At 64.2% G+C, this 22053-nt stretch carries 23 protein-coding genes; 14 read left to right on the top strand and 9 right to left on the bottom strand.

The annotated features are described in order from the left end of the window. Positions 1–273 precede the first annotated feature (273 nt). The 10 genes from IQ35_RS02680 to IQ35_RS02635 all read left to right on the top strand — a co-directional run bounded on the left by IQ35_RS02680 (position 274) and on the right by IQ35_RS02635 (position 9389). Positions 274–1317 carry a hypothetical protein gene (locus IQ35_RS02680; RefSeq protein ID WP_158636568.1) on the top strand — a complete coding sequence of 348 codons (1044 nt, stop codon included), beginning with the start codon at positions 274–276 and terminating at the stop codon, positions 1315–1317. Next, positions 1314–2441, top strand: coding sequence for a phosphotransferase family protein (locus IQ35_RS02675; RefSeq protein ID WP_021246071.1), 1128 nt, complete (start codon positions 1314–1316; stop codon positions 2439–2441). The genes IQ35_RS02680 and IQ35_RS02675 overlap by 4 nt, the downstream gene beginning before the upstream one ends. A gap of 191 nt (positions 2442–2632) precedes the next feature. After that, entirely contained in the window at positions 2633–3508 is an 876-nt protein-coding gene (locus IQ35_RS02670) for a TauD/TfdA dioxygenase family protein (RefSeq protein ID WP_021246072.1), read from the top strand. Further along, on the top strand, positions 3508–4887 hold the full coding sequence (locus IQ35_RS02665; RefSeq protein WP_158636567.1) for a FadR/GntR family transcriptional regulator: 1380 nt from the start codon (positions 3508–3510) through the stop codon (positions 4885–4887). The genes IQ35_RS02670 and IQ35_RS02665 overlap by 1 nt, the downstream gene beginning before the upstream one ends. Positions 4888–5202: 315 nt before the next feature. Continuing rightward, positions 5203–6201, top strand: coding sequence for an NADPH:quinone oxidoreductase family protein (locus IQ35_RS02660; RefSeq protein WP_236614799.1), 999 nt, complete (start codon positions 5203–5205; stop codon positions 6199–6201). Between the two features lie 16 nt (positions 6202–6217). After that, complete coding sequence (locus IQ35_RS02655; protein ID WP_145071901.1) at positions 6218–6556, top strand: enoyl-CoA hydratase/isomerase family protein; 339 nt, start codon at positions 6218–6220, stop codon at positions 6554–6556. Continuing rightward, positions 6549–6929: a carboxymuconolactone decarboxylase family protein gene (locus IQ35_RS02650; RefSeq protein ID WP_145071900.1), complete on the top strand. Its 381-nt coding sequence runs from the start codon at positions 6549–6551 to the stop codon at positions 6927–6929. The genes IQ35_RS02655 and IQ35_RS02650 overlap by 8 nt, the downstream gene beginning before the upstream one ends. Further along, entirely contained in the window at positions 6929–7864 is a 936-nt protein-coding gene (locus IQ35_RS02645; RefSeq protein ID WP_021246077.1) for an NAD(P)H-dependent flavin oxidoreductase, read from the top strand. Before IQ35_RS02650 ends, IQ35_RS02645 begins: the two co-directional genes overlap by 1 nt. Continuing rightward, positions 7861–8658 carry a tyrosine-protein phosphatase gene (locus IQ35_RS02640; RefSeq protein ID WP_145071899.1) on the top strand — a complete coding sequence of 266 codons (798 nt, stop codon included), beginning with the start codon at positions 7861–7863 and terminating at the stop codon, positions 8656–8658. The genes IQ35_RS02645 and IQ35_RS02640 overlap by 4 nt, the downstream gene beginning before the upstream one ends. Continuing rightward, on the top strand, positions 8655–9389 hold the full coding sequence (locus IQ35_RS02635) for an enoyl-CoA hydratase/isomerase family protein (protein WP_021246079.1): 735 nt from the start codon (positions 8655–8657) through the stop codon (positions 9387–9389). The genes IQ35_RS02640 and IQ35_RS02635 overlap by 4 nt, the downstream gene beginning before the upstream one ends. A gap of 142 nt (positions 9390–9531) precedes the next feature. Here IQ35_RS02635 and IQ35_RS02630 read toward each other — a convergent pair whose 3' ends face one another. Both IQ35_RS02630 and IQ35_RS02625 read right to left on the bottom strand, forming a co-directional pair. After that, on the bottom strand, positions 9532–10851 hold the full coding sequence (locus IQ35_RS02630) for an amidohydrolase family protein (protein ID WP_021246080.1): 1320 nt from the start codon (positions 10849–10851) through the stop codon (positions 9532–9534). A gap of 83 nt (positions 10852–10934) precedes the next feature. Beyond that, positions 10935–12134 (bottom strand): amidohydrolase family protein, encoded by a 1200-nt coding sequence (locus tag IQ35_RS02625; protein ID WP_021246081.1) that lies wholly within the window; start codon positions 12132–12134, stop codon positions 10935–10937. A gap of 250 nt (positions 12135–12384) precedes the next feature. Between IQ35_RS02625 and IQ35_RS02620 the strand changes: the two genes are divergently transcribed. Then, on the top strand, positions 12385–13188 hold the full coding sequence (locus IQ35_RS02620; RefSeq protein ID WP_021246082.1) for a crotonase/enoyl-CoA hydratase family protein: 804 nt from the start codon (positions 12385–12387) through the stop codon (positions 13186–13188). A gap of 77 nt (positions 13189–13265) precedes the next feature. Here IQ35_RS02620 and IQ35_RS02615 read toward each other — a convergent pair whose 3' ends face one another. Together IQ35_RS02615 and IQ35_RS02610 are read right to left on the bottom strand one after the other, a co-directional pair. Further along, a complete protein-coding gene (locus tag IQ35_RS02615; RefSeq protein WP_021246083.1) occupies positions 13266–14402 on the bottom strand; it encodes an acyl-CoA dehydrogenase family protein in 1137 nt (378 codons plus the stop codon). 23 nt (positions 14403–14425) lie between these two features. Next, positions 14426–15628, bottom strand: a complete 1203-nt coding sequence (locus IQ35_RS02610) for an acyl-CoA dehydrogenase family protein (protein WP_031291758.1) — start codon at positions 15626–15628, stop codon at positions 14426–14428. 336 nt (positions 15629–15964) lie between these two features. Here IQ35_RS02610 and IQ35_RS02605 point away from each other — a divergent pair, with 336 nt between their 5' ends. Both IQ35_RS02605 and IQ35_RS02600 read left to right on the top strand, forming a co-directional pair. Next, positions 15965–17026: a DUF2889 domain-containing protein gene (locus tag IQ35_RS02605; RefSeq protein WP_145071898.1), complete on the top strand. Its 1062-nt coding sequence runs from the start codon at positions 15965–15967 to the stop codon at positions 17024–17026. Beyond that, positions 17023–17796, top strand: a complete 774-nt coding sequence (locus tag IQ35_RS02600) for an SDR family oxidoreductase (protein WP_021246086.1) — start codon at positions 17023–17025, stop codon at positions 17794–17796. The genes IQ35_RS02605 and IQ35_RS02600 overlap by 4 nt, the downstream gene beginning before the upstream one ends. Before the next feature lie 49 nt (positions 17797–17845). On the opposite strand, the gene IQ35_RS02595 is transcribed toward IQ35_RS02600, so the two are convergent. The 5 genes from IQ35_RS02595 to IQ35_RS21020 all read right to left on the bottom strand — a co-directional run bounded on the left by IQ35_RS02595 (position 17846) and on the right by IQ35_RS21020 (position 21273). Next, positions 17846–18076 carry a biotin/lipoyl-containing protein gene (locus IQ35_RS02595; protein ID WP_021246087.1) on the bottom strand — a complete coding sequence of 77 codons (231 nt, stop codon included), beginning with the start codon at positions 18074–18076 and terminating at the stop codon, positions 17846–17848. A gap of 9 nt (positions 18077–18085) precedes the next feature. Next, complete coding sequence (locus IQ35_RS02590; protein ID WP_021246088.1) at positions 18086–19108, bottom strand: alpha-ketoacid dehydrogenase subunit beta; 1023 nt, start codon at positions 19106–19108, stop codon at positions 18086–18088. After that, complete coding sequence (locus IQ35_RS02585; protein WP_031291763.1) at positions 19105–20109, bottom strand: thiamine pyrophosphate-dependent dehydrogenase E1 component subunit alpha; 1005 nt, start codon at positions 20107–20109, stop codon at positions 19105–19107. The genes IQ35_RS02590 and IQ35_RS02585 overlap by 4 nt, the downstream gene beginning before the upstream one ends. Positions 20110–20298: 189 nt before the next feature. Beyond that, positions 20299–21087, bottom strand: a complete 789-nt coding sequence (locus IQ35_RS02580) for an SDR family oxidoreductase (protein ID WP_021246090.1) — start codon at positions 21085–21087, stop codon at positions 20299–20301. Positions 21088–21117: 30 nt separating this feature from the next. After that, positions 21118–21273, bottom strand: coding sequence for a hypothetical protein (locus tag IQ35_RS21020; RefSeq protein WP_158636566.1), 156 nt, complete (start codon positions 21271–21273; stop codon positions 21118–21120). 152 nt (positions 21274–21425) lie between these two features. Between IQ35_RS21020 and IQ35_RS02575 the strand changes: the two genes are divergently transcribed. Further along, a complete protein-coding gene (locus tag IQ35_RS02575) occupies positions 21426–22037 on the top strand; it encodes a TetR/AcrR family transcriptional regulator (RefSeq protein ID WP_021246092.1) in 612 nt (203 codons plus the stop codon). Positions 22038–22053: the final 16 nt, after the last annotated feature.

Below are 22053 nucleotides of genomic sequence, written 5' to 3'. Positions count from 1 at the left end.
TCGCGGGCGTGCCGGGCGAGGCATTATGGGGCAACGGCGTCCAAGCCGCTTGGAAGCCCGCCGTAATCGCCAGGGCTATCATACGCCGCCTGCTGCTGCGCTTTCTATTGCTTACCCGATGCCGCCCCCTTATGGGTGACGAGACCCTAGGTATCCACTTATGGATAACAGTTGAGGTGGCGGCGGGGCGCGCAATACCGGCTATCCCCAACCCACGCGAATGACAAAAAGCCTGGCCTGTGGAGTCAGGAAAGGAGAGTATAAGAGATGGTCGTGACAGATTTATCACTCGGTTTTGATCCCGCGCGTGAGCGCATGATGGCCGAGTCGACCGGGCAATATCGTTTCGCCGAGAATGTGATGTTCGCGCTGAGCGATCCGGCGCTGGGCATCTCCATGTGGCTGCATCTGGGCACCTGGCCGGACGATTTCGGCATTTGGGAAGATTATGTGCAGTTGCACCTGCCGAACAATCAGGGGACGCTCTGGTCGAAATCCTACATGCGCGTTCCGGCGGATATGCGTCCGGCCGGCCCCAATCTGCGGGCCCAGTGCCTGGAGCCGTGGAAGCGCTGGCGGCTGACCTATGACGGCATCGCCTATCGGACCGCGCCAGAGGCGCTGCGGACGGGCTTCGCTCAGGACGGCGCGCGCGAGATCCTCGGGTTCGATTTGCAACTCGACATGGCGGGTCCGGTATGGGACGCCCATTCATCGGCGGAAAGCAAGCATGGCGGCGGATCGATGGCCGATCAGGCCTGGGCCAAGGATCATTATCAGCAACTCTATACGGTGAGCGGCACGATCACGATCGACGGCGAGACGAAGCCTTTCAACGGCACGGGCGTGCGCGACCATTCGCGCGGCCAGCGCGGTGTCAGGATGGACCAGTTCGCGGGCCACGCGCTGATAAGCGCACTCTACCCGAGCGGCAAGGGTTTCGGCATGCAGCGCATGTGGAACCCGGAGGGCAAGGTCACGCTCGACACCGCCTTCGTTTATATCGACGGACGCTATGAATTTGCGAGCGTCGTTGAGTGCCCGCGCCTGGGACGGGAACTGCAATATGCGGGAGAAAAGCTGAAATTGGTGCTGCGATCCGACATTGGCGAACATCATTTTGAGGGCGAGGTCGTGCATTCGGGCTTCTCGACCATGGCCGATGAGATGCAGGGCCTGAATATCGGGGCGAAACCGGACAATCCCACCGGCTATTTCGTACCCGCCTTCGCACGCTGGACATGGGACGGGGAGGAAGCCATCGGCCTCACGGAGCGATCCGAACGCGCCTTCCGCAATCCCCCGGTGGTCGCATGATCGAGTCCCGGGAGGGGCGCGGCATCGCCGTGCCGATCAGGGCCGTGACGCTCGGCATGGAGGAAACCAGGGCTGGCCTGACCCGCTGGCTGGCGGAGCGGTTCGACGCGCCCGATCTTGCCATCACCGCGATGAAATCGCCGGAATCCGCCGGCGTCAACAATGAGACGCTGATCTTGTCGGTCTCCGGCTCCTCGCCGGAATTACAGGATGTCGCCGGCCTGGTCGTCCGTCTGGAACCCAGGACCAGCCTGTTCACCGCCGTCGACATTTCCCTGCATCATCGCATCTATGACCTGTTGCAGGGCGAACCGAGCGTGCCGACGCCGCGCGTCTTCGGCTTCGAGGAAGATGAGAGCATCGTGGGCCGGCGCTTTTTCGTGATGGAAAAGCTGGAGGGCCTCATACCCGCCGACAATCCGCCTTATCACCAGTCCGGTTGGCTGGCGGACATGGATGAGCAGGAGCGGGCGAAGCTGTGGACGGATGCCATCCGGACCATGGCGCGGTTCCATCAGTTGCCGGCCGAACGGTTCCAGTTCCTCAAGGAGCATGGGATCGGCACGGCGCGGCAGCAGATGGATTATGCGCGCCGCTATTATGACCACGCGCGCGGTGAGCGCGACTATCCAGTCCTGGAGCAGGCCTGGGAATGGCTTGAGGCCAATTTCCCGCAGGCGCCGGCGGAGGGTTTTTCCTGGGGCGACGCGCGGTGCACGAACATGCTGTTCCAGGGCACGCGCTGCGTCGGCGTGCTGGACTGGGATATGGTGAGCCTGGCCGGGGCGGAATGCGATCTTGGCTGGTGGCTGCTCCATGATTGGGTGGGCAGCGTCGGGGTCGGACGTCTCAGCGGGCTGCACGGTCCGGCGGAGACGCTGCGCATCTGGGAGGAAGCCGTCGGCCGAGAGGCGCGGGACATGGAATTCTGGTTGATGTTCAACCTGTTCCGGCTTGGCGGCATCATGATCCTCCTTAAGGCCTTCCTGATTGAAGGCGGCACGCCGGCCGAGGCCGTGGCCGATATCGACCGGCGCAATCCGGCCATATCGATCCTGCAATCGCGCTTTGGCACGGGCGATCCTCTCGATATGGGCACATGGGCTGACATCTCTCCCCTATGATCGCGGCGCATCGGCAAACGGCCGCATGCGCTCCGTTCGCGCGCGTATGATGATTTTATAATAGGATCATAAAAAGAAGGCGGCATCCCGTATTTTCATGGATATCGCCGATTGAAGGAGTTTATCATACAAATCCTCTTGCATGCTACGCGATATTGGTATCATATTATCGCGGAAGGAGAGAATGTCCCATGCACATCGCCAAGCTGCACCCGCATTTCGCCGCCGAGGTCACGGGGCTGACGCTGACCACTAATCTGCCTGACGCCGTGATCGAAGCGCTCAAGGACGCTCTGGAGGAATATGCGGTCATCGTGATCCGCGACCAGCAGGCACTGACCGACGATGTGCAGATCGAATTCTGCAAGCGTTTCGGCGCGCTGCAACGGTCGATCACCGTGCATCGCGAGGATACCGCGCGGCGGCTCAAGCGCGACGAACTCAGCGACATCTCCAATGTCGACGAGAAGGGCGAGCGGATGAGCGCCGACGACAAGCGGCGGCTGTTGCAGAAGCCCGCGCGCCTCTGGCATTCGGACAACAGCTTCCGCAGCCCGCCCGGCCTCTACACCTTCCTGGCCGCGAAGATCGTGCCCCCGGAGGGAGGAAATACCGAATTTGCCGACATGCGCGCTGCCTATGATGCGCTGGACGACCGGATGCGGCGGCGGATCGCCGGGCTACAGGTGCGCCATTCGCTCGGCTGGTCGCGCGAGCAGGCGGGAGCCCCCCCGCTCAGCGAGAGCGAGAAGGCGAACATTCCCGAATCGGTGCAGCCGCTCGTGCGGTTCCATCCGAAGAGCGGGCGCACCAGCCTCTATCTGTCCTCGCATGGGCGCGACGTGCTGGGCATGAGCGATCCGGAGGGGCGGGCGCTGCTCGCCGAACTGACCGCTTTTGCGACCCGGCCGGAATTCGTCTACAGCCATAAATGGCGCGAAGGCGACCTCGTCATCTGGGACAATCGCGACACCATGCATCGCGCGACGCCCTTTCCCGAGGACAGATACCGGCGCGACATGCGGCGCACCAGCGTGGAAGACGATCAGGTCGCGATCGCAGGCTGATGGCGGGCGGCGCCGCGAAACTCGGTGAACAGGTGGCGGCGCGGCTGGAATCGGTGATCCGCTCCAACGCCTGGCCGGCGGGACATTATCTGGGTCATGAGGAGCAGCTTTCGCGGGATTTCGGCACCAGCCGGTCGGTGATCCGCGAAGCCATCGCCATCGCCGAATGGAATGGGGTGGTGGAGAGCCGCCGGGGCCGCGAAGGCGGCCTTTATGTTCGCGAGCGCGCGCTGGACCCAGCCATTGCGCTGCTGCGCAACTATCTTTTCCTGAGCGGCGCGGACCTTCCCAGCCTGCTGCGCGCGCGGCGGCTGATCGAGGGACGCATCCTGGAACTGGCGACGGAGCGCATAGAGGCCGACGACGCGGCCGGGCTTGCCGGGTTGCTCGCCGATCCCGCATCCCCGCGGGACGACAGGGTTCATCTGAGCCGCCTCAAGCAGATCGTCGACCGGATGAGCGAGCTTGCCGACGCGCCCTTGCTGCGGTTGTTCGGCGGCGCGCTGCGGCATTGTTATGTCGACCGCGTCCGCACGACCACTCTGGACGACGGCGCCTATCTGCGGGCGAGCCGCGCCGTGGCAAAGTGCCGTATGCTGCAAATCCAGGCCATTCTCGACTATGATCGCGGCGCGGTGCGCGACCTTCAGACGCGCGCCATGGATATATGGGAGGCATTCGCCGCGGAGCTTTCACCCGCCCGGCTGAGCGGCGCGGCCATTGTGGATCGCCTGACGGCGACGGGAAACGGCGCCCTCATTTATGAGTTCGTCCAACCGGCAAAAAAAGCCGAGGCGGTCGCCCGCGCCATTGCGCAGATGATCGCGAACCGGAGCCTGGACGTGGGCGAGAGGCTGGGAACGGAGGCGGAATTGCTCGCGGATTTCGGGGTCAGCCGCCGTGTCTTTCGGGAAGGCGTGCGCATCCTCGAACGCTTCGGCATCGTCGAGCCGGGGCGCGGCAAGCTGGGCGGCCTGATGGTCGGCAGTCCGCGCCGGGACATGCTGATCGCCTCGCTAGGCGGTAATGTTCCTGCTCTGGCCGAAACCGCGGTGCGGGATGATGGGCTTCTGCCGATGCTGCTGACCGATGCGGTCCGCGCCCTCGTCGCGCAGGACGAATGCCGCCGGGACGCCTTCGTCCGCGCGGTCGGAGCGGCGCAACCGCCATCGGCGTCCGGGCTTGCACGGCTCGTCGCGATTCATGCTCCCGACGCTTTGACGGGATGCCTGATCGAGATCACGCTTGATTGCGGCCGCCGGTCCGATGAGGGGAGGCTGGACAGGCGGCAGCTATCGGCCCTGCTCAACGCCATAGGGAGCGCGGATCGCTTCGCCGCTCCCCGGATGCTCCGGGGACTCTGTCCGCCAGCGGCTTAGATATCGACGCGATTGGCGAGATCCGACCCGTCATCCTATTCCTATGGACTTTCTGTCCTGATTGGATAACTGTCTAATGAATAGAGGATAATTTGGTCAATCAAGCGGCCTCGCGGCACGATCAGCCGGTGGCGGATGTGGAATTGGCCTGCCTGCCCGCCGCCGAGCTGCCTTCGCGGAGGCGGGCAGAGTGATTCCTATTCATCATCCTTGCGATGGGCTTTCGGATGGGCAGGCGGATGCCCGCTTGTTATCCGCCGAGAGGGATTATCGGTCGGCGGAGTCGACCGATCGGCTAAGCGATAAGGTTTTCCCATGATACCTGAAACCAGAATGCGGACGATCAGCGCGGATACGCTTGGCCCACCGGATCATTATACGATGGTCGAGCAGCCGATGCCGAATCCCGGCGGCAACCAGATTCTCGTTCGCGTGCATGCCGCGAGCCTCGGTTATGCGGACGTGCTGCTGGCGGCAGGCGGCTATCAGGTGAAACCCCCTCTGCCTTTCGTGCCGGGAACCGAAGCGAGCGGCACGGTCGTTGCGGCCGGCCCCGGAGTTGCCGGCATCGCGACGGGGGACAAGGTTGTCGTGGCGCGTTTCGGCGGATGCCTCGCCGACCATATCCTTGCCGGAAGGGACGAGGTCTTTCCGATGCCGGAGGGCATGAGCTTCGAGCAGGCGTCCAGCTATCGCTCCAACTATTCGACGGCCTTGCACGCGCTGAAGGATCGGGCCGCGCTCGGGGCCGGCGAAACGCTGCTGGTGCTGGGCGCGGCGGGCGGTGTGGGAACCGCCGCCGTGCAGATCGGCAAGCGTCTGGGAGCACGGGTGATCGCGGGAGCCTCCAGCGAGGCGAAGCGCGCCTTCGCCCGCGCGCAGGGCGCCGACGACGTGCTTGACTACAGCGTCGGCAACTGGCGCGATTCGCTCAAGGCGCTGACCGGCGGGCGCGGCGTCGATGTCGTGTTCGATCCGGTCGGCGGCATCTTGTTCGAACCGGCCTTCCGCAGTCTGGCGTGGGGCGGGCGGCATCTCGTGATCGGCTTTGCGGGCGGCGACATTCCGCGCCTGCCCGCCAATCTGCCGCTGCTCAAGGGTGCTGCCCTGGTGGGGGTCGACATCCGGCAATTCCATATCAAGGAGCCTGACAAGGCGCTCGCCAATGACGAACAGATTGCCCGCTGGTGCGCGGACGGACTGCATCCCCCGGTCGGCAGCATCTTCGACTTTGCCGATTTCCGGGCGGCGATGACGGCCGCGTCGAAGGGCGCTTCGCTCGGTAAGGTCGTCATCCGCATCGGTCAGGATTGAGGGCAGGAGGACAAGCATGGCAGCGGTCGAATTTTCCACGCCCGGGCCGGGCATCGGCGTGATCACTCTCAATCGGCCGGAGCGGATGAATGCGATCAACCGGGAGTGGATCGACGATTTTCACGCCATATGCGATGCGCTGGTCAATGATCGATCCGCCCATGCGGTGGTGTTGACGGGGGCGGGGAAGGGGTTTTGCAGCGGCTTCGACCTAAAGGCACCGCATGAGTTTCCGGAAGAGCCTGGCGGCAGCGTCGCCGCGGCGAGTCCGGACTTTCAGGAAAGGCTGGCGAGCATTCCGGAAAAGATGCTGCGCGCCCCCCCGTTTTTCGAACTGAGAGGCAGCTATGGGTGATTTCAGCTTTTCCCCGGAGAATCCCGAGCGCGCCGCGCGCGGCGATGCGATGGTGCAGGCCCTGCTCGGCATGGAGGCCCTGCCGCCCGTGACGCCCCTGCGCGCAGCGGGCCGCGATTTCGTCTTTTCGGAAGTGTGGAGCCGTCCGGGCCTCGACCGCCGTTCGCGATTATGGATAACCTTGGCCTGCGTCTGCGCCGCTCGTTCGCCGATCGCCATGCAGACCTATGTGCGCGCCGCCTTGCGTGCGGGCGACGTGACCATGCCGGAACTGCGCGAATTCGCGCTGCATTTCGCGGTCTTCCAAGGTTTTCCCAAGGGCGCGGAAGTCGACGCGATGCTGGACGGGCTGGAAACCGAGGCGGCGGGCTGATGCCGATCCCCGCCCCCCTGCTGCCCAATCTGAAGGTGCCCGTCGTGGCCGCGCCGATGCTGATCGCGTCGAGCGCACGGCTTGTCATAGAGACTTGCCGGGCAGGCGCGATCGGCACCTTTCCCGCGCTCAACGCCCGGTCGGCTGACGAATATGAGGGCTGGCTCGGGGAGATTGAACAGGCGCGCGGGCCGGACGATGCGGCCTTCGGCGTCAACCTGATCGTCGCGAAGATCAACACCCGCCTCGCCGACGACCTGGCCGTCACGGTGCGGCGCCGTGTTCCGCTCGTCATCACGTCATTCGGCGCGGACCGGGAAGTCGTGAAAGCGGTGCACGACTATGGCGGGCTCGTCTTCCACGATGCGGCGAGCGCGCGTCATGTCGAGATCGCGGCGGAGGCGGGGGTCGACGGCATCATCCTGCTGACCGGCGGGGCGGGCGGCCATACCGGCTTCCTCAATCCATTCGCGTTTCTGGCTGATGCGCGCAAACGATATGACGGCGCGCTCCTGCTGGCGGGGGGGCTGTCGACCGGGCGCGATGTCGCCGCCGCGATTGTCGCGGGCGCGGATTTCGCATATATGGGAACGCGCTTCCTCGCAACGGACGAGGCGAATGTCGATCGGGACCACCGTTCGATGATCGTGGAAGCAGGCGCATCGGACGTGACCGCGACGGCCGCCATGAGCGGAACGCCCGCCTCCTTCCTCAATGCGTCGCTGCGTCGTCACGGCCTTGATCCCAAGGCGCTCGATCTGCGTCATCCAAAGCTGGATGCCGCGCCGGACGGATCGCCTGTCAGGCCGTGGAAGGAAATCTGGTCGGCGGGGCAGGGCGTGGCGGGGATCGACGACATACTGCCCGCCGGAAAACTCGTCGAGCGTCTGGCGCGGGACTATCGCGCCGCCATTTCAGGAGTGACATTGCCATGACCACCCTTTGGGAACGGGTGCTGAAGCTGGATGCCGTCCACAATTTTCGCGATTATGGCGGATGGCGTGCGGCGGACGGCGCCCGCGTCGCCACCGGCAGGCTGTTCCGCTCCGCCCATCATGCGCACGCGACCGAAGGCGATGTCGAAAGGATCGGCCGCCTCGGCATCCTGACCGTCACCGACCTGCGCCATCCCGAGGAGCAGCGGGAGGAACCGAGCGCCTGGATCGGCAAGCTCGCCTTCGGCGTGATCGAGGAGCCGGAGGAAGATCAGGGCGTCAAGGGTGAGGCGCCGCATATCGCCGCCTTCCGCAACAGCGATTTCAGCCCCCAGTCGATGCGGGCGTTCATGATCACGCACTATGGCGAAATGCCTTATGATCCGCGCCATGTCGCCATGTTCCGCCGCTATTTCGACGCGCTGGCGTCGCAGGATGGCGGCATCCTCATCCACTGTGCGGCGGGCAAGGACCGGACCGGCATCCTGGCGGCGCTGACCCATCATGTCCTGGGCGTCCATCCCGACGATGCGCTGGAAGATTATCTGCTGAGCAACGAGGCGGGCAACATCGCCAAGCGGCTGCCCCGTCTGCGCCGCAACATGGAGAAAAGATACAACCGGGTCATCGCCGAGGAGGCCATGCACGCGCTGCTGACCGTGGAGGAAGCCTATATCGCACGCTGCTGGGCGGCGCTGGGGGAGAAATCCGGCTCGGTCGACGCCTATCTGACCGACATGCTCGGCGTGGACGAAGGCAAGCGCCGGCTTATCCGCGAAAAGCTGCTGTCATGAATATGACGGAAACGACGATGGCGGATGGTATCGCTATCATTCGCCTGGACCGGCCCAAGGTTCTCAACGCCATCAACGAAGCGATGGTGGACGAGATCGAGGATGCGCTGGATCGCTTCGAGGAAGACGCGGCTGTCCGCGCGCTGGTGATCATAGGCACCGGCCGCGCCTTCTGCGTCGGTTCCGACCTCAAGGAAGGCGGCGGCGATCCCGATGCGCGGATCGCGCGGATGCATCGTCTCATGCTGCGGCTTATCGCCTATCCGAAGGTCAGCGTAGCGGCGTTCAACGGGTTGGCATTGGGCGGCGGGCTGGAGATCGGAATGGCCTGCACCTTCCGCGTCGCCGCGCCGGACGCCCGCCTGGGATTGCCGGAAGTCACCCATGCGCTGATGCCCGCCTATGGCGGCACCCAGTTGCTCCCCCGGCTGGTGGGCGTCGGCCGCGCCTTGCACATGGCGTTGACCGGCGAAATGATCGATGCCGCGCGGGCGGAAGCGATTGGCCTGGTCAACGGCGTGGCGGAGGATGTGCAGGCGGCCGCCGTCGCGCTGGCGGATCGCTGCTCGCGCGGCGGCAGGGCCGCGCAGTCGGAAATCCGGCGCGCGATGCTCGGCGGTCTCGACCTGCCGCTTTCAGAGGGTCTTGCGCTGGAGGCGGAGGGGGCGTCCCGCGTCGCGGCGAGCGAGGAGGCGCAGGCGGCTGTCGCTGCGTTCGCCGTCAGGCACTGATCGGTGCCTGACCGGCTCGGCCGTCGCCAGGAAGCGGCCGCCGCTCACGACCGTGCTTATGGTAGAGCGCCCCGTATCGAGCTTGACGTTCCCATCTCGCTCATACGGGCGCGCGGCCTTTCAGGCCGGAATGTGCGGTCGATCAGGCTTCGACTTTTTCGTTGCTCTTGGCATTGACCGACGCGAACATCGCCAGGATATCGCCCGACGTGACGGGGCGCGGTTCGGCGCCTTTCTCCACCGGTGCCGCGCCGGCGAGCGCCACTTCGTCCGTGTTCACATGACCGGCCTGCGCGCGTAACGCCTTTACGGTGCAATTTTCGCGGCCGCCCATCTTGTCGAATGCATCGTAATTGTAGAATTTCAGAGCATTGAGATGCGTAACCTTGTCGATCTGCGCGTCGGACAGATGTTTGACGGTGTCGTAGAGATGTTCCGGAACGCGCGGCCACTGCGTGTCGGAATGCGGATAGTCGCATTCATAGGCCACGATATCCTCACCGACCGCACCTAGATTATCGAGACCGAATTTGTCCTCGATGAAGCAGGTCAGAAAATGTTCGCGGAAGATTTCGGTCGGAGTCTTGCCCCCGAAATTGGCGTGCGTCCAAGCCTTGTGATGATTGTGCGTATATTCCGCACGCTCGAGGAAATAGGGAATCCAGCCGATGCCCCCTTCCGACAGCGATATCTTCAGCGGATATTGATGCAGCGCCTGAAGGTGCAGCCAGTCGGCTGCGGAATTGACGATGGAGATCGGCATGGTCGTGATCCACGCCTCGATCGGCGTCAGCGGCGAGGCATGGGGCGCCTGCGCGCCCGAGCCGATATGGATGTTGATGACGACTTCATTGTCGGCGCAGGCCTTCCACATCGGCGCCCAATGCGCGTCGTGAATGCTCGGCTGCCCCTTGGCGGTGGGATTGTCGGAAAAGGTGATGGAGTGACAGCCCTTCTTCGCCACGCGCTCGATCTCGGCGACGGTCGCGGGGATATCCCAATAGGGGAGGATAGCATTGGGGATGTTGCGGCCGGGATAGGACCCGCACCATTCGTCGATATGCCAGTCATTATAGGCCGACACCAGGATGCGGGCGGTTTCCTTGTTCTCGAAGCTCAGGAACAGGCCGCCGTCGAAGGTGACGATGCTGGGGAAGTTGAGCGACGTCAGGATGCCGTTGACGTTCATGTCCTCTATGCGCGCGTCTATGTTGTAGACGCCCTTGCGCATCTGGTCGAGCGCGACCGGCTCCATCCCATATTCTTCCTTGGGCCGGCCGACCACGGCGTTGAGTCCGCCCTGCGCCGCGCGCCGGCCTTCGAACACCCAATAGTCCGAACCGTCCGGGTCGCGCAGCATCTTGGGCGCGAGATGCTTGTGCTGGACGCTCAGATGCCCATCCCACATATCGCCCGGCTCGACGATGTGATCGTCAACGCTGACGATGATCAGATCTTCCATTTTCATAACAGGCTGCCTCTCTATTTGTTCTTTTACGCGGTCCGGCCTCTATCCCGCCCGCCGAGGCGGGCGGGTAGCTATAGTCACGCCGCTTCGTCGCGCGCTCCTTCAAGCAGGCCCTTCAGATTGCTGTGGAAGACCCGCTTGATCTCATTATCGTTGTAGGTAGGGAATTCTTTCACATACTCCAGCGGATCGGCCAGGCCTTCCGGATGCGGGTAGTCGCTGCCGAACAGGATGCGATTGGCCGGCACGCATTTCTTCAGCTCTTCCGTATCGTCCTCGTAAAAGGGCGCGACGAAGATGTGGCGGCGGAAAGTCTCGTGCGGATGCTCCTTGAAGGATTTGGGCATCTGACCATAGACATGGTTGAGGCGATAGAAGAGCGGCGCGACCCAGCTCGCCCCGTTTTCGACCGACACCACACGCAGGTTCGGATGGCGCGCGAACACGCCATGGCAAATCAGCGCCGATAGCGAATCGGCGACTGCGCGGCCGAGCGTGTCGAGCGTCAGCTTGTGCGGATCGTTCTGGAAGGCGACGAATTCCGTACCGCCGCCGGACCACATGCGGTTGATCACGTCATAGCCCGAATCGGATGCATGGAGGTTGACGAAAATTCCCGCCTCGGCAACCCGCGCCCAGAAAGGATCGAACTCAGGATAGCCGAAGGAGCGCGTCACGCCGCGGCTGTTCGGCACAGGCGCGGGGCGGACGCCGATGGTGCGAGCGCCGGCCTTCATCACGAATTCCAACTCGGCAATGGCGGCGTCGATGTCGGCCAGGTTGATCATCGGCACGGAGAACAGGCGGTTCTCGCGGGCGAAACCCCACTCCTCACGCGTCCACATGTTGAGCGAGTGGAACAAGGCCGCCATCACTTGCGGCTTGTGATTCAGGCGGTCCTCGATGACCGAGGCAAGCGTCGGGAACACCAGGCACGCATGCACCCCCTGCCGGTCCATGAGCGCGATTCGGCCGTCGCCTGAACGCCATTCGGCCGGAGGACGGAGCGGTTCGCCCGCGAGTTCGCGCATCGTCAGGCCTTCCACATTGGCGCCGCGATACCATTTTTCGTGCGTGCCGGGGGCGGCTACGACCTCGAAGGTCGGATTCGGGATATATTCGGACAGCATCCCTCCGATGACGAGTTTCGTGCGATTGCCCTTCTTCACGAAATAAAAGTCATCCTGGAATTCTTTCGGCAGGTGGCGGGTGAACGCCTCCTCAGGCTCGTACAGATGATGGTCGGCATCATATACGGTGTAGGGCAGGGTAGCCATAGCGTCTCTCCTCGGCAGCATGACCCTGGGCGTGATTCACAAGATTCGCAGGGTCTGTCTGAAATTACATAATGCAATCCTCATTTGTCGAGGACACCAGCGAAAACAGGGCGGACCCGTGCATTTATCCCGATGGTGATCGAATGGTCTCCGGCCGCGACGGATGCGCCTGCGGAATGTTGCGGACCGGCGCGAACTGGCGCATGAGGCGCTATCGGCGGTTTAGCCGGATCAGCCATGGGGAAAGCATTTGGGCGACTATGTGAAAATAGAGCGGCAAGGCCGCATCGCGATCCTGACTCTCAATCATCCCGACACGATGAACGCCATCGCGGAGCATGAGGATTGCAGCGATCTGGTTAACGCGCTGGAGAGCCTGAACGAAGACGAATCCGTCAGCGTAGGCATCCTCACCGGGGCGGGACGGGCCTTTTCGGCGGGCGGCAATCTGCAAAGCATGAAGGATCGCAACGGTATCGGTCCGCTGGACACGCCGCTGGGCACCCGATCCAACTATCGCCGCGGCGTGCAGAAGATTTCGCGCGCCTTCTACGAAAGCGAAATTCCCTTGATCGCCGCGGTGAACGGCTTTGCCATCGGGCTGGGCAATGATCTGGCCTGTTTCTGCGACATGCGCATCGCCGCGGACACGGCGAAATTCGCGGCGGGCTTCATCAAGATGGGTCTGGTGCCCGGCGACGGCGGCGCCTGGGCATTGCCGCGCGCCGTGGGTTATGCCCGCGCTGCTGAGATGCTGTTCACCGGCGATACGCTGAGCGCGCAGGAAGCGCTTGAATTCGGCCTGGTGTCCCGCGTCGTACCGGCGGAATCGCTGATGGACGAAGCGCTCAAGCTTGCGAAGCGGGTCGCGGCAAATCCGCCGCGCTCGCTGCGTGTCGCCAAGCGGCTGCTCATCGATGCGCAGGCCATGCGCCTGACGGAGGTGCTGGAAATGTCGGCCGCGCTACAGGCGCTCGTGCATGAAACGCCCGATCATCATGAAGCGATCGATGCGTTCCTGAGCAAGCGCAGTCCGGAGTTCACGGGCGCCTGAATAGGGCGGCGGAGCCGGGCCGCATTCCTGTGGCACGGTTCCGCTGCTCCTGTTCGTGACGCTGTTTCGCGGGCTTTTTATGCGTCGGCGCGATCGAACATATGGACGGCCAGACGCCGCACATGATGGTCGATGTCCCCGAACAGCTTTTCCAGCGCCAGCAGGCGGCGGTAGTAATGGCTGACGATATATTCGTCGGTCACGCCGTAGCCGCCATGCAACTGGATGCCGGACCGCGACACGAGTTGCGCGGCCGTTCCTACCAGTACCTTCGCGGCCGAGACGGCGGCTTGCCGGTCCTCCGGTGAGGCGTCGAGATGGGCGAGGGCGTAATAGACCATCGAGCGCGCCTGATGGGTGGACACGAACATGTCGGCCATGATGTGCTGCAAGGCCTGGAACTTGCCGATCGGCTGGCCGAATTGCTTGCGCTCCTTGATATATTCCGCGCTGACATCGTTGCAGCCTTCCATCGCGCCGACGGCCTGCGCCATCAGCGCTATCGCGGCCCGGTCGCTCGCTTCCGACAGCAATGTCTCCGCCGCGCTGCCGCTCGCGATCAGCGCGCCGGCATCGACTTGCACGCCGTCCAGAAACAGGTCGGACGCGGCCGCGCCGTCAACCAGCGCATAGCTCTCGTCGCTGATTCCGCTTGCATCGCGAGGCGCGAGGAACAGCCCCATGCTGCCGTCATCCAGCGTGGCGGAGACGATGATATGCGTGGCGGAGGGGGCATCAAGCACCAGCATCTTCCTGCCCGTGAGCGCAAAGCCGTTGCCCGACGGCACAGCCTGGGTCGATCGCGCGCCGCCGTCGCCGAACCGCTCGCCCGGCTCGCCATGCGCCAGCGCGATCCGCGCCGCTCCGGTCGCGACCTGGCCGAGCAGCGCGTTGCGCGCATCCTCATCGGCCAGGGCGCCGACGATATGACCGCCGACCACCACGGTGCTGACATAGGGTTCGACCGCCAGGCCGCGGCCCAGCGCGGTCGACAGGACGACGACATCCTCAAGCCCGCAGCCAAGTCCGCCGGCATCCTCTGGAATGGGCAGCGCAAGCCAGCCCAGTTCAGCGAACTGCGCCCAGTTCTTCTCATTCAGGCCGTTTGCGATCGTGCGCTGATGGCGGATATCCTCCAGCGTATAGGTGTCGGCGATCAGTTTGCCGGCGCTGTCGAGCAGCATCTGCTGCATGTCGGAATAGTTGAAATCCATGGAATCTGACCCGTCCTGTTCGTTCAGAGGCCGAAGGCCGCCTTGGCGATGATGTTCTTCTGTACCTGCTTGGCGCCGCCGAAGATCGTGGCGGCGCGCGTCAGCAAGGCCATGTTGGTCCGGTTCACCACATGGTCCGGCCACAGGGTGCCGGCGTCGCTCAGCAGATCGTGCACCGAATAGACGCGCAGCGACTTCTCCCCGATCAGGTCGACCTGCGCCTCGGTGATGGCGTGTTGCAGTTCGGACCCGCGCACCTTGAGCACCGAGGATGCGGCCGCGGTGCCATAGGTGAACTCCTCGTCGGCGAGCACGCGCAGCACCGACCATTCCAGCGCCGTGAGTTCCGCCTGAATCGCGGCCAGTCGGGCGCGAAAGGCCGGATCCTGTGCGATCGGGTTGCCGTTCAACTTTTCCGCTCGGGCCATGTCGAGGAGACGGCGCATCTCGCGCTTGTTCCAGAAGATATAGGAACTGCCCGTCCGCTCACCCTCCAGCAGCATCTTGGCATAGGTCCAGCCCTTGCCCGCCTCGCCGATCAGGTTGCCGGCCGGGACCTCGACATTTTCGAGGAACACCTCGCACAGATGATGCTCGTCATTGTTGATCTGCGGGATCGTGCGCACGGTGATGCCCGGCGTCTTCATGTCGACCAGCAGAAAGCTCATGCCCAGTTGCGGCTTGCACGTCGTGTCGGTCTTGACCAGGAAGAAGCCCCAGTCGGCCTCATGAGCGCCGCTGGTCCAGATCTTCTGCCCATTGATGACATATTTGTCGCCGACGAGATCGGCGCGCGTACGCAGCGAGGCGAGGTCGGAACCGGACCCAGGTTCGGAGAAGCCCTGCGCCCAGGAGACATCGCCGTGACGCATGAGAGGCAGGAAATGGTCCTTCTGCTCCTGCGAGCCCAGCTTGTAGATGATCGGCCCGATCATATGGAGCGTGTTGAAGGACAGGGGCGGTGCAAAGCCCTTGTAGAGTTCATCCTCGAACACGAAACTCTTCATCGCGTTCCAGCCGCAGCCGCCCAGTTCCACGGGCCAGGAATAGACCTGCCAGCCCTTCTTGGCCAATATCTTGGCCCAGGCCCTCTCATCGTCATGACTGCAAAAGATCGATCCGGCCGCCATCTGCCGGGCCTTCATGTCCTCGGGCAGATTGTCCCGCACGAATGCGCGGACCTCCTCGCGAAAGGCCTGCAGTTCCGGGTCCAGTTCAAAATGCATCGCAAATCTCCAAAGCGATCCCGCGCGCTCTATCGCATTCTGCATCGAGCGCCCTTGTCCTCTGCCGTTATCGCAAGCATGATCTGGCGGCCGGGGCAAGCGGTCCTTTCGATGCCATCATATCCGACAGCCGCGTCATCATATGAGCGATGGGAAACGCGGCATTGCTGAATTAGCTTATCGAACGGATGGTGTCGTGCCACTGCTTGGCGACACGACCGACGGGCCGGCGGTCAGCGCCCCGGCCGGCCAGCCGCAGGGACGGCGGCAGACCGGCCATCGGCGTTCGGCCCAAGGGTCGGCCATCTCATCGTCCCCGGGAGAACGAAAGTTTCCATGAACGATACGGATTTGCCCATAGTCAATGGACCGGCGCCGCCGACGCCGCCGCGCGCGCGCTTCTCCATCCGTCGCACATCGACCATCGATACGACCTGGCCGGACGGCCGGGAGGCGCCGATGGTCCAGCATGGCCGCGCGCGCGACCTGATGACCCTTGCCGACGTGGACGCCCCCCTGATCCTGGGAGAGGACCGTTTCACGGCGCGGCTCAGCAGCGCGCGGGAGATACTCGCGATTTCGTCCGATGCGGCGCGGCCCGGTATCGAGCGGCTGGTCGGGGCTCGGGCGGGCGGGCAGCTTCGTGCCGCCATCATCGAGGCGCTTCCCGAAGAGCGCGCGGCCGGCACGCCGCTATACCTGCTGCTCGACGACATAGCCGGCTCCAGCCTGGTCGCGGGATGGGCCTGGTCCCACTGGCTTCCCGACTGGGAGGAGGCGTTTATGAAAGAACCCGGCGCACGCGAGCGGCGCATGCGCATGGCTGGGGTCTGCCTTGGGTTCCGCCCCGGCTCCTCCGCCCTGTCCGAGGGCGATTCCCGGCCGCAGCAAAATTCCATGCCGGTGGAACCGCTGGACGATGGGCGCGACGCTTTCTCCTGGCATGTCCTGGCGGCGCAGGAGGGGCCTGCAAGCCGGCGCGCGCGGCGGATCGACGTCCGGCTGGGCGAACGGATCGTCATCGACGTGCATTTCCAGGATAGCGCTTCAACGCCTTCGGGGCCGCGCATGGCGGTGCATGAATATCTCATCACCGCGACGGCTGACCGGAATAGCCAGACCCTGCTGTCGATCGAGGCCGATCCGCGCATCCTGCCCTTCGACGAATGCCCCGGAGCGATCCTCAATCTGGGGCGGCTCGTGGGGACATCGCTGAGCACGCTGCGTCAGACGGTGCTCACCGAACTCGCGCGGACGGAGGGCTGCACGCATCTTAACGACATGGTGCGCTCCCTGGCCGAGGTGCCGCAGCTCGCTGCCGCGCTTGCCAATGCAATGGGTGAGGAGGCGGGCGGACCGTCCCGGACCCTTTCCACTCTGGATGGAGACAGCCTGTGACACTCGACATTGGAAACCTGTTCAACGTGCGCGGCAAGGTGGCGCTTGTCACAGGGGGCAGCAGCGGCATCGGCCGGATGATCGCCGCAACCTTCGCCGCGAACGGCGTGAAGGTCTACATCACTGGCCGCAAGCTCGACCGGCTTGAGGAGGCTGCGCGGGAAATAGGCGCTTTGGGGGAGTGTCTGCCGCTTCCCGGCGACCTGTCCAAAATGGCCGAGATCGATCGGATCGCGGCGGAGTTGGCGGAACGCGAACCGGCCCTCCATATCCTGGTCAACAATGCTGGCACCAGTTGGGGGCAGGCGATAGAGGAGTTTTCGGAGGCGGCGTGGGACCGGGTCATGGACCTTAATCTCAAGGCGCCCTTCTTCCTCACCCGCAAGCTGCTGCCCCTGCTGAGCGCCGCGGGCACCGATGAGGATTATGCGCGGGTCATCAACCTGAGTTCGGTTGCTGCCACCGTGGTCGCGACGGACTCCGTGGCCTATGGGCCGTCCAAGGCGGGCGTGGAGCAGCTGACGCGTATCATGGCGCGCGCGTTCGGCGATCACCGGATCACGGTGAACGGCATCGCGCCGGGCTGGTTCCCGTCGCGCCTGAACGGCCCGCTGCCGGAGGAGTATCGCGAGGCGTGGCGGCTCAACACGCCGCTCAAGCGCCTGGGCACGATCGAGGACATGGGCGGCCTCGCCATCTTCCTGTGTTCGCGTGCGGGCGTCTTCATCAATGGCCGCACCATCGTCACCGACGGCGGCGAAACGCTATAGGACGAGACGCTATAGGGGATGCCTGCCCGACACCGCCGGGCAGGCGCAACTAGCCGATCGTCGCGATGACGGTGCCGACCTCATGGGTTTCGCCCGGCTGGGCGATGATCTTCAGCACGCCCGATGCCGGGGCCTCGATCTCGGTCGCGGATTTGTCGCTTTCCAGCAGGAACAGTGGCTGGCCCTCCACGGCCTCTCCGCCATCGGGCACCAGCCATTCGGCAAGCGTGCCTTCGCTCATCGAGAAACCGATCTTGGGAAGCAGGACTTCGGTCGTCATTCTATTCCTCTAGGCACAAAGAGACTTGGCCGCATCGACGATGCGGGCGGCGTCGGGCGCGAAGGCCGTTTCGAGCGGACGCGAGAAGGGCACCGCGCAAAACGCGCCGCCCAGACGGTGGACAGGGGCCTTGAGCCTGCCGAACAGTTCATGGTTCACCGTCGCGGCGATCTCGGCGCCGGCGCCGAAAGGTTTGGTCGCTTCATGCACCACCAGGAGGCGGCCCGTCTTCGCGACGGATGCCAGGACGGCCTCCTTGTCCCAGGGCTGTATGGAGCGCAGATCGATCACTTCCGCGGAGATGCCGTCCTCGGCCAGCCTGGCCGCCGCTGCCTGCGCCTCGACCGCCAGCCGGGAATAGGAAACGATGGTGAGGTCGCTGCCCTCGCGCCGGATCGCCGCCTTGCCGATTTCGACCTTGTGCCCGGCTTGCGGCGCCGGTCCCTTGGAGCCGTAAAGCAGCAGGTTTTCGATGAAAATGCACGGATCGGGATCGTCGATGCAGGCGCGCAGCAGGCCATAGGCGTCCTCCGGCGTGGAGGGCGCGACGACCTTCAGGCCCGCAACATGGGAGAACCAGGCTTCCAGATAGTCGGAATGCTGGCCGCCCGATGCGATGCCCGATCCCGTCATCATGCGGATGGTGATCGGCACGCCGGTCTGTCCGCCCGACATGAAGCGTAGCTTGGCGGCATGGTTGACGATCATGTCCATGGCGACCGTCGAGAAGTTCATCAGCATGATCTCGGCCACCGGCCTGTATCCGATCAGGCTGGCGCCGATCGCCGCGCCGACGATCGCCTGTTCCGCGATCGGGGTGGAGCGCACGCGATGATTGCCGAAGCGGGTCGAGAGGCCCTTTGAGATGCCGACGACGCCGCCATCTTCCGGATCGGCCACGTCCTCGCCCAGCAGCAGCACCTTCTCGTCTGCCTCCATCGCGTCGACGAAGGCGCGGTTGAGCGCTTCGACGATCGTGATCTGTGCCGTCTTCTCCGCCTGCGGCCTGGTCTGTGTTGCGGCGTCGGTCATGCGAAGCTCTCCTCGGGAACGATGCTGTCGTCGGCGAACACGTCGCGCCGGAGTTCATCTGTGCTGGGGAAGGGGGAGGCGAGCGCGAACTCGACCGCTTCGTCTATGGCTGCTTCGACATCGGCCTCGATCTTCGCGAGTGTCGCCTCGTCCGCGACATTGTCCGCGATCAGTTGCGCGCGGAAACGCGGATAGGGATCGGCCGCGATCGCCGCCTGCTTCTCCGCCTTGTCCATATAGCCGTCGGCATCGCCCATCACATGCCCGTGGAATCGGAAGGTCATCGCCTCGATCAGGGTCGGCCCTTCGCCGCCTCGCGCCCGCGCAATGGCTTCGGCCGCCGCGGCATACATTGCGTGCGGATCGTTGCCGTCCACCCGCACGCCGGGAATGTCGTAGCCGACCGCGCGGTCGGCGATGCGCTTGGCGGAGGTCGCCGTGGCATAGGCGGTATGCTCGCCATAGCGGTTGTTCTGGCACACGAACACCACCGGCAGCTTCCACACGGCCGCCAGATTCAGCGCTTCGTGGAAAGCGCCGATATTGGAGGCGCCGTCGCCGAAATAGGCGACCGTCACGCGATCATTGCCGTCCAGCTGCGAGCCCCAGGCGAGCCCGTTGGCGATCGGCATGGAGGAACCGACGATGCCCGTCGTGACCATGATGCCCTTGGCCGGGTAGGTGAGGTGCATCGGCCCGCCCTTGCCCTTGCAGGTGCCGTCCTCGCGTCCGGCGACTTCCGCCCACAGCTGCTTCAGGGGCATGCCTTTGGCCAGCATGTCGTGGATGCCGCGATAGATGGTGCAGATATAGTCGTCGTCGCGCAGCGCGGCGGAAACCGAGGAGGGAATGACCTCCTGTCCGCGATAGCTGTAATAGGGGGCGACCACCCGCCCGGTGGCGAGCAGCTTGCGCGACCGCTCGTCATTGCCCTTCAGAAGGGCCATCCGCCGGAATATGTCCATCAACGTTCCCGCGTCCGGCGCGTAGCTGTTCGTCACCCGATCCACTCCCAAGATTTGCCGGGCCTGGCAGCCGGCGGCCCTTTCGATCCGCATTTCGCGGCAAGGCGCCCCTTCTGCCGGGCCTCAGGCGTTGCCCTGTTCTCGTCTGTCCGCTCCTATGATGGCGCCGGACTCGAGTCAAACCTTAATGTGACAGCCATGCCACACCAAAGCGGAAGCCATTCTCTACATGATAGAGAAGTGATTGCCGCCGTCCACCACCAGCCACGTGCCCGTGATGTAGCCAGCCTGATCGGAACAGAGATAGGCGACTGTCGCGCCGATCTCCTCCGCCTTGCCGGGCCGTCCGGCGGGGACGCCGATCGTGTCCTTCAACCATGCGTTGGCCTGTTCCATCGACCAGCCATGTTCGGAAAAGAAATGTTCCATGCCCGGCGTGTAGATCCAGCCTGGAGCGACCGTATTGACGGTAACGCCGTCGACCGCGACTTCGAAGGACAGCGTCTTGAGGAAGCCGCTCGTCGCGGGACGGGCGACATTCGCCACCGCATGGGGAAAGCGGGCCTCGGGTTCCTTGGCGGTGCCCGACCCGATATGGACGAAGCGCCCCCATTTCTTCGCCTGCATGGCGGGGACCGTGGCCTGCGCCAGATAGACCGCGCTCATCGTCACCGTGCGGAACATGTCTTCCACCTGCTCCGGGTCCATGTCGATAGCGCGGCCTTCATGATATTGCTTGGTCTGGCTGACGACGATATCGGGCATGTCCCAGTGCGACCGGCAGATATCGAGCGCCTTGTTTATGCCCTCGCGGCTCGTCAGGTCCGCCGACACGCCCTGCGCTGTTCCGCCCTGGCTCCGAATGTCCGCCACGGCCGCGTCGATCGCTTCCTGCCCGCGCGCCACGATCAGCACCTTGCATCCTTCAGCGGCCAGCGCCAGCGCGGCCTCGCGCCCCATGCCCTTGCTCCCGCCCGCGACGAACGCGACCTTTCCTGCGATTCTGAAATCCATTGCCTTCTCTCCTGAAAGGGGACCGTGCGGTCAGATGCCGGGCGCGACGCCCCGGATGCGGCGCAAGGATGTGCCTTGCCGGCGCATCTCGATTGCCTGCGGATTGTGCTTTATCGCCTGTCCCGCCGACCAGAAGCGCGCGAAGCCGCCCGTCAGGTCGAACAGCGAATGCCGCATCGTTTCCATCTCCCGCCGCATTTATCTTCGTTTCAAGCAAGCAAACATGATGTAAGCTTCCCGTCCACCGGCCCCCTATTTTATTGCATATGTGATCCGGCGTCTTTGCGCCTCCATCAGCATCGCGCTTGATAAGGTTGCCTGAAATGGGCGCAACTGGCATGGCAATGACGATGGAAGACGCGCAGGTACAGCGAAAGACGCGCATTAACGGGCAAAGGACGAGGCGGCGCCTGCTGGCCAGCGCCGTGTCGTTATGGTCGCAGCGGGGGCTGCTCGGCGTGACGGTCAGCGCCGTGGCGGAGCATGCAGGCACGACGCGGCGCACCGTCTATCATCATTTCCCGACGCAGGAGATGCTGCTGGAGGAAACGGAGCGATTCGTGGTGACGGAGCTTGCCGCGCTGGCGGGCGGCGACACCAGCTATCTCTCCCAGCCTTACGGCCTGGTCGCCGGCCTCGCCGCAGACAATCCGGACCTGATCAGGTCGGTCCTGCTCGGCATGCTGCGCGAGGACCCGCGCGAAAACGCGATGTTCAAAAACGGCGTGCGCTACTGGTCGGAGGTCGCCGCCGGGGGAGGTTTGCGGGATGGCATTCCGCCGGAACATGCCGCCGCCGTCACCCTCGCCATGTGGCTGGCGGCGACGCTGGTCGTATCCACCGGAGCCACCGAGAAAGAGCGGCGAGCGGCGGCACGCAGCTTCGCCGCCAGTTTTGAAGCGCTCCTCACGCATGGTATCTTGACAAGCCCGCCTCAGGGGAACAGTTAAGTATCCATTGCTGTAT

The sequence above is a fragment of the Sphingobium wenxiniae genome (assembly GCF_007830065.1).
GTDB lineage: Bacteria > Pseudomonadota > Alphaproteobacteria > Sphingomonadales > Sphingomonadaceae > Sphingobium > Sphingobium wenxiniae.
This window is presented reverse-complemented; position numbering and strand designations above follow the sequence as displayed.

Excerpts from the sequence above, each read along its gene's own strand:
- IQ35_RS02675 (WP_021246071.1), top strand. The coding sequence starts at position 1,314 with ATGATCGAGTCCCGGGAGGGGCGCGGCATCGCCGTGCCGATCAGGGCC.
- IQ35_RS02670 (WP_021246072.1), top strand. The coding sequence starts at position 2,633 with ATGCACATCGCCAAGCTGCACCCGCATTTCGCCGCCGAGGTCACGGGG.
- IQ35_RS02665 (WP_158636567.1), top strand. The coding sequence starts at position 3,508 with ATGGCGGGCGGCGCCGCGAAACTCGGTGAACAGGTGGCGGCGCGGCTG.
- IQ35_RS02660 (WP_236614799.1), top strand. The coding sequence starts at position 5,203 with ATGATACCTGAAACCAGAATGCGGACGATCAGCGCGGATACGCTTGGC.
- IQ35_RS02655 (WP_145071901.1), top strand. The coding sequence starts at position 6,218 with ATGGCAGCGGTCGAATTTTCCACGCCCGGGCCGGGCATCGGCGTGATC.
- IQ35_RS02650 (WP_145071900.1), top strand. The coding sequence starts at position 6,549 with ATGGGTGATTTCAGCTTTTCCCCGGAGAATCCCGAGCGCGCCGCGCGC.
- IQ35_RS02645 (WP_021246077.1), top strand. The coding sequence starts at position 6,929 with ATGCCGATCCCCGCCCCCCTGCTGCCCAATCTGAAGGTGCCCGTCGTG.
- IQ35_RS02640 (WP_145071899.1), top strand. The coding sequence starts at position 7,861 with ATGACCACCCTTTGGGAACGGGTGCTGAAGCTGGATGCCGTCCACAAT.
- IQ35_RS02635 (WP_021246079.1), top strand. The coding sequence starts at position 8,655 with ATGAATATGACGGAAACGACGATGGCGGATGGTATCGCTATCATTCGC.
- IQ35_RS02630 (WP_021246080.1), bottom strand. The coding sequence starts at position 10,851 with ATGGAAGATCTGATCATCGTCAGCGTTGACGATCACATCGTCGAGCCG.
- IQ35_RS02625 (WP_021246081.1), bottom strand. The coding sequence starts at position 12,134 with ATGGCTACCCTGCCCTACACCGTATATGATGCCGACCATCATCTGTAC.
- IQ35_RS02615 (WP_021246083.1), bottom strand. The coding sequence starts at position 14,402 with ATGGATTTCAACTATTCCGACATGCAGCAGATGCTGCTCGACAGCGCC.
- IQ35_RS02610 (WP_031291758.1), bottom strand. The coding sequence starts at position 15,628 with ATGCATTTTGAACTGGACCCGGAACTGCAGGCCTTTCGCGAGGAGGTC.
- IQ35_RS02605 (WP_145071898.1), top strand. The coding sequence starts at position 15,965 with ATGAACGATACGGATTTGCCCATAGTCAATGGACCGGCGCCGCCGACG.
- IQ35_RS02595 (WP_021246087.1), bottom strand. The coding sequence starts at position 18,076 with ATGACGACCGAAGTCCTGCTTCCCAAGATCGGTTTCTCGATGAGCGAA.
- IQ35_RS02590 (WP_021246088.1), bottom strand. The coding sequence starts at position 19,108 with ATGACCGACGCCGCAACACAGACCAGGCCGCAGGCGGAGAAGACGGCA.
- IQ35_RS02580 (WP_021246090.1), bottom strand. The coding sequence starts at position 21,087 with ATGGATTTCAGAATCGCAGGAAAGGTCGCGTTCGTCGCGGGCGGGAGC.
- IQ35_RS21020 (WP_158636566.1), bottom strand. The coding sequence starts at position 21,273 with ATGGAAACGATGCGGCATTCGCTGTTCGACCTGACGGGCGGCTTCGCG.
- IQ35_RS02575 (WP_021246092.1), top strand. The coding sequence starts at position 21,426 with ATGGCAATGACGATGGAAGACGCGCAGGTACAGCGAAAGACGCGCATT.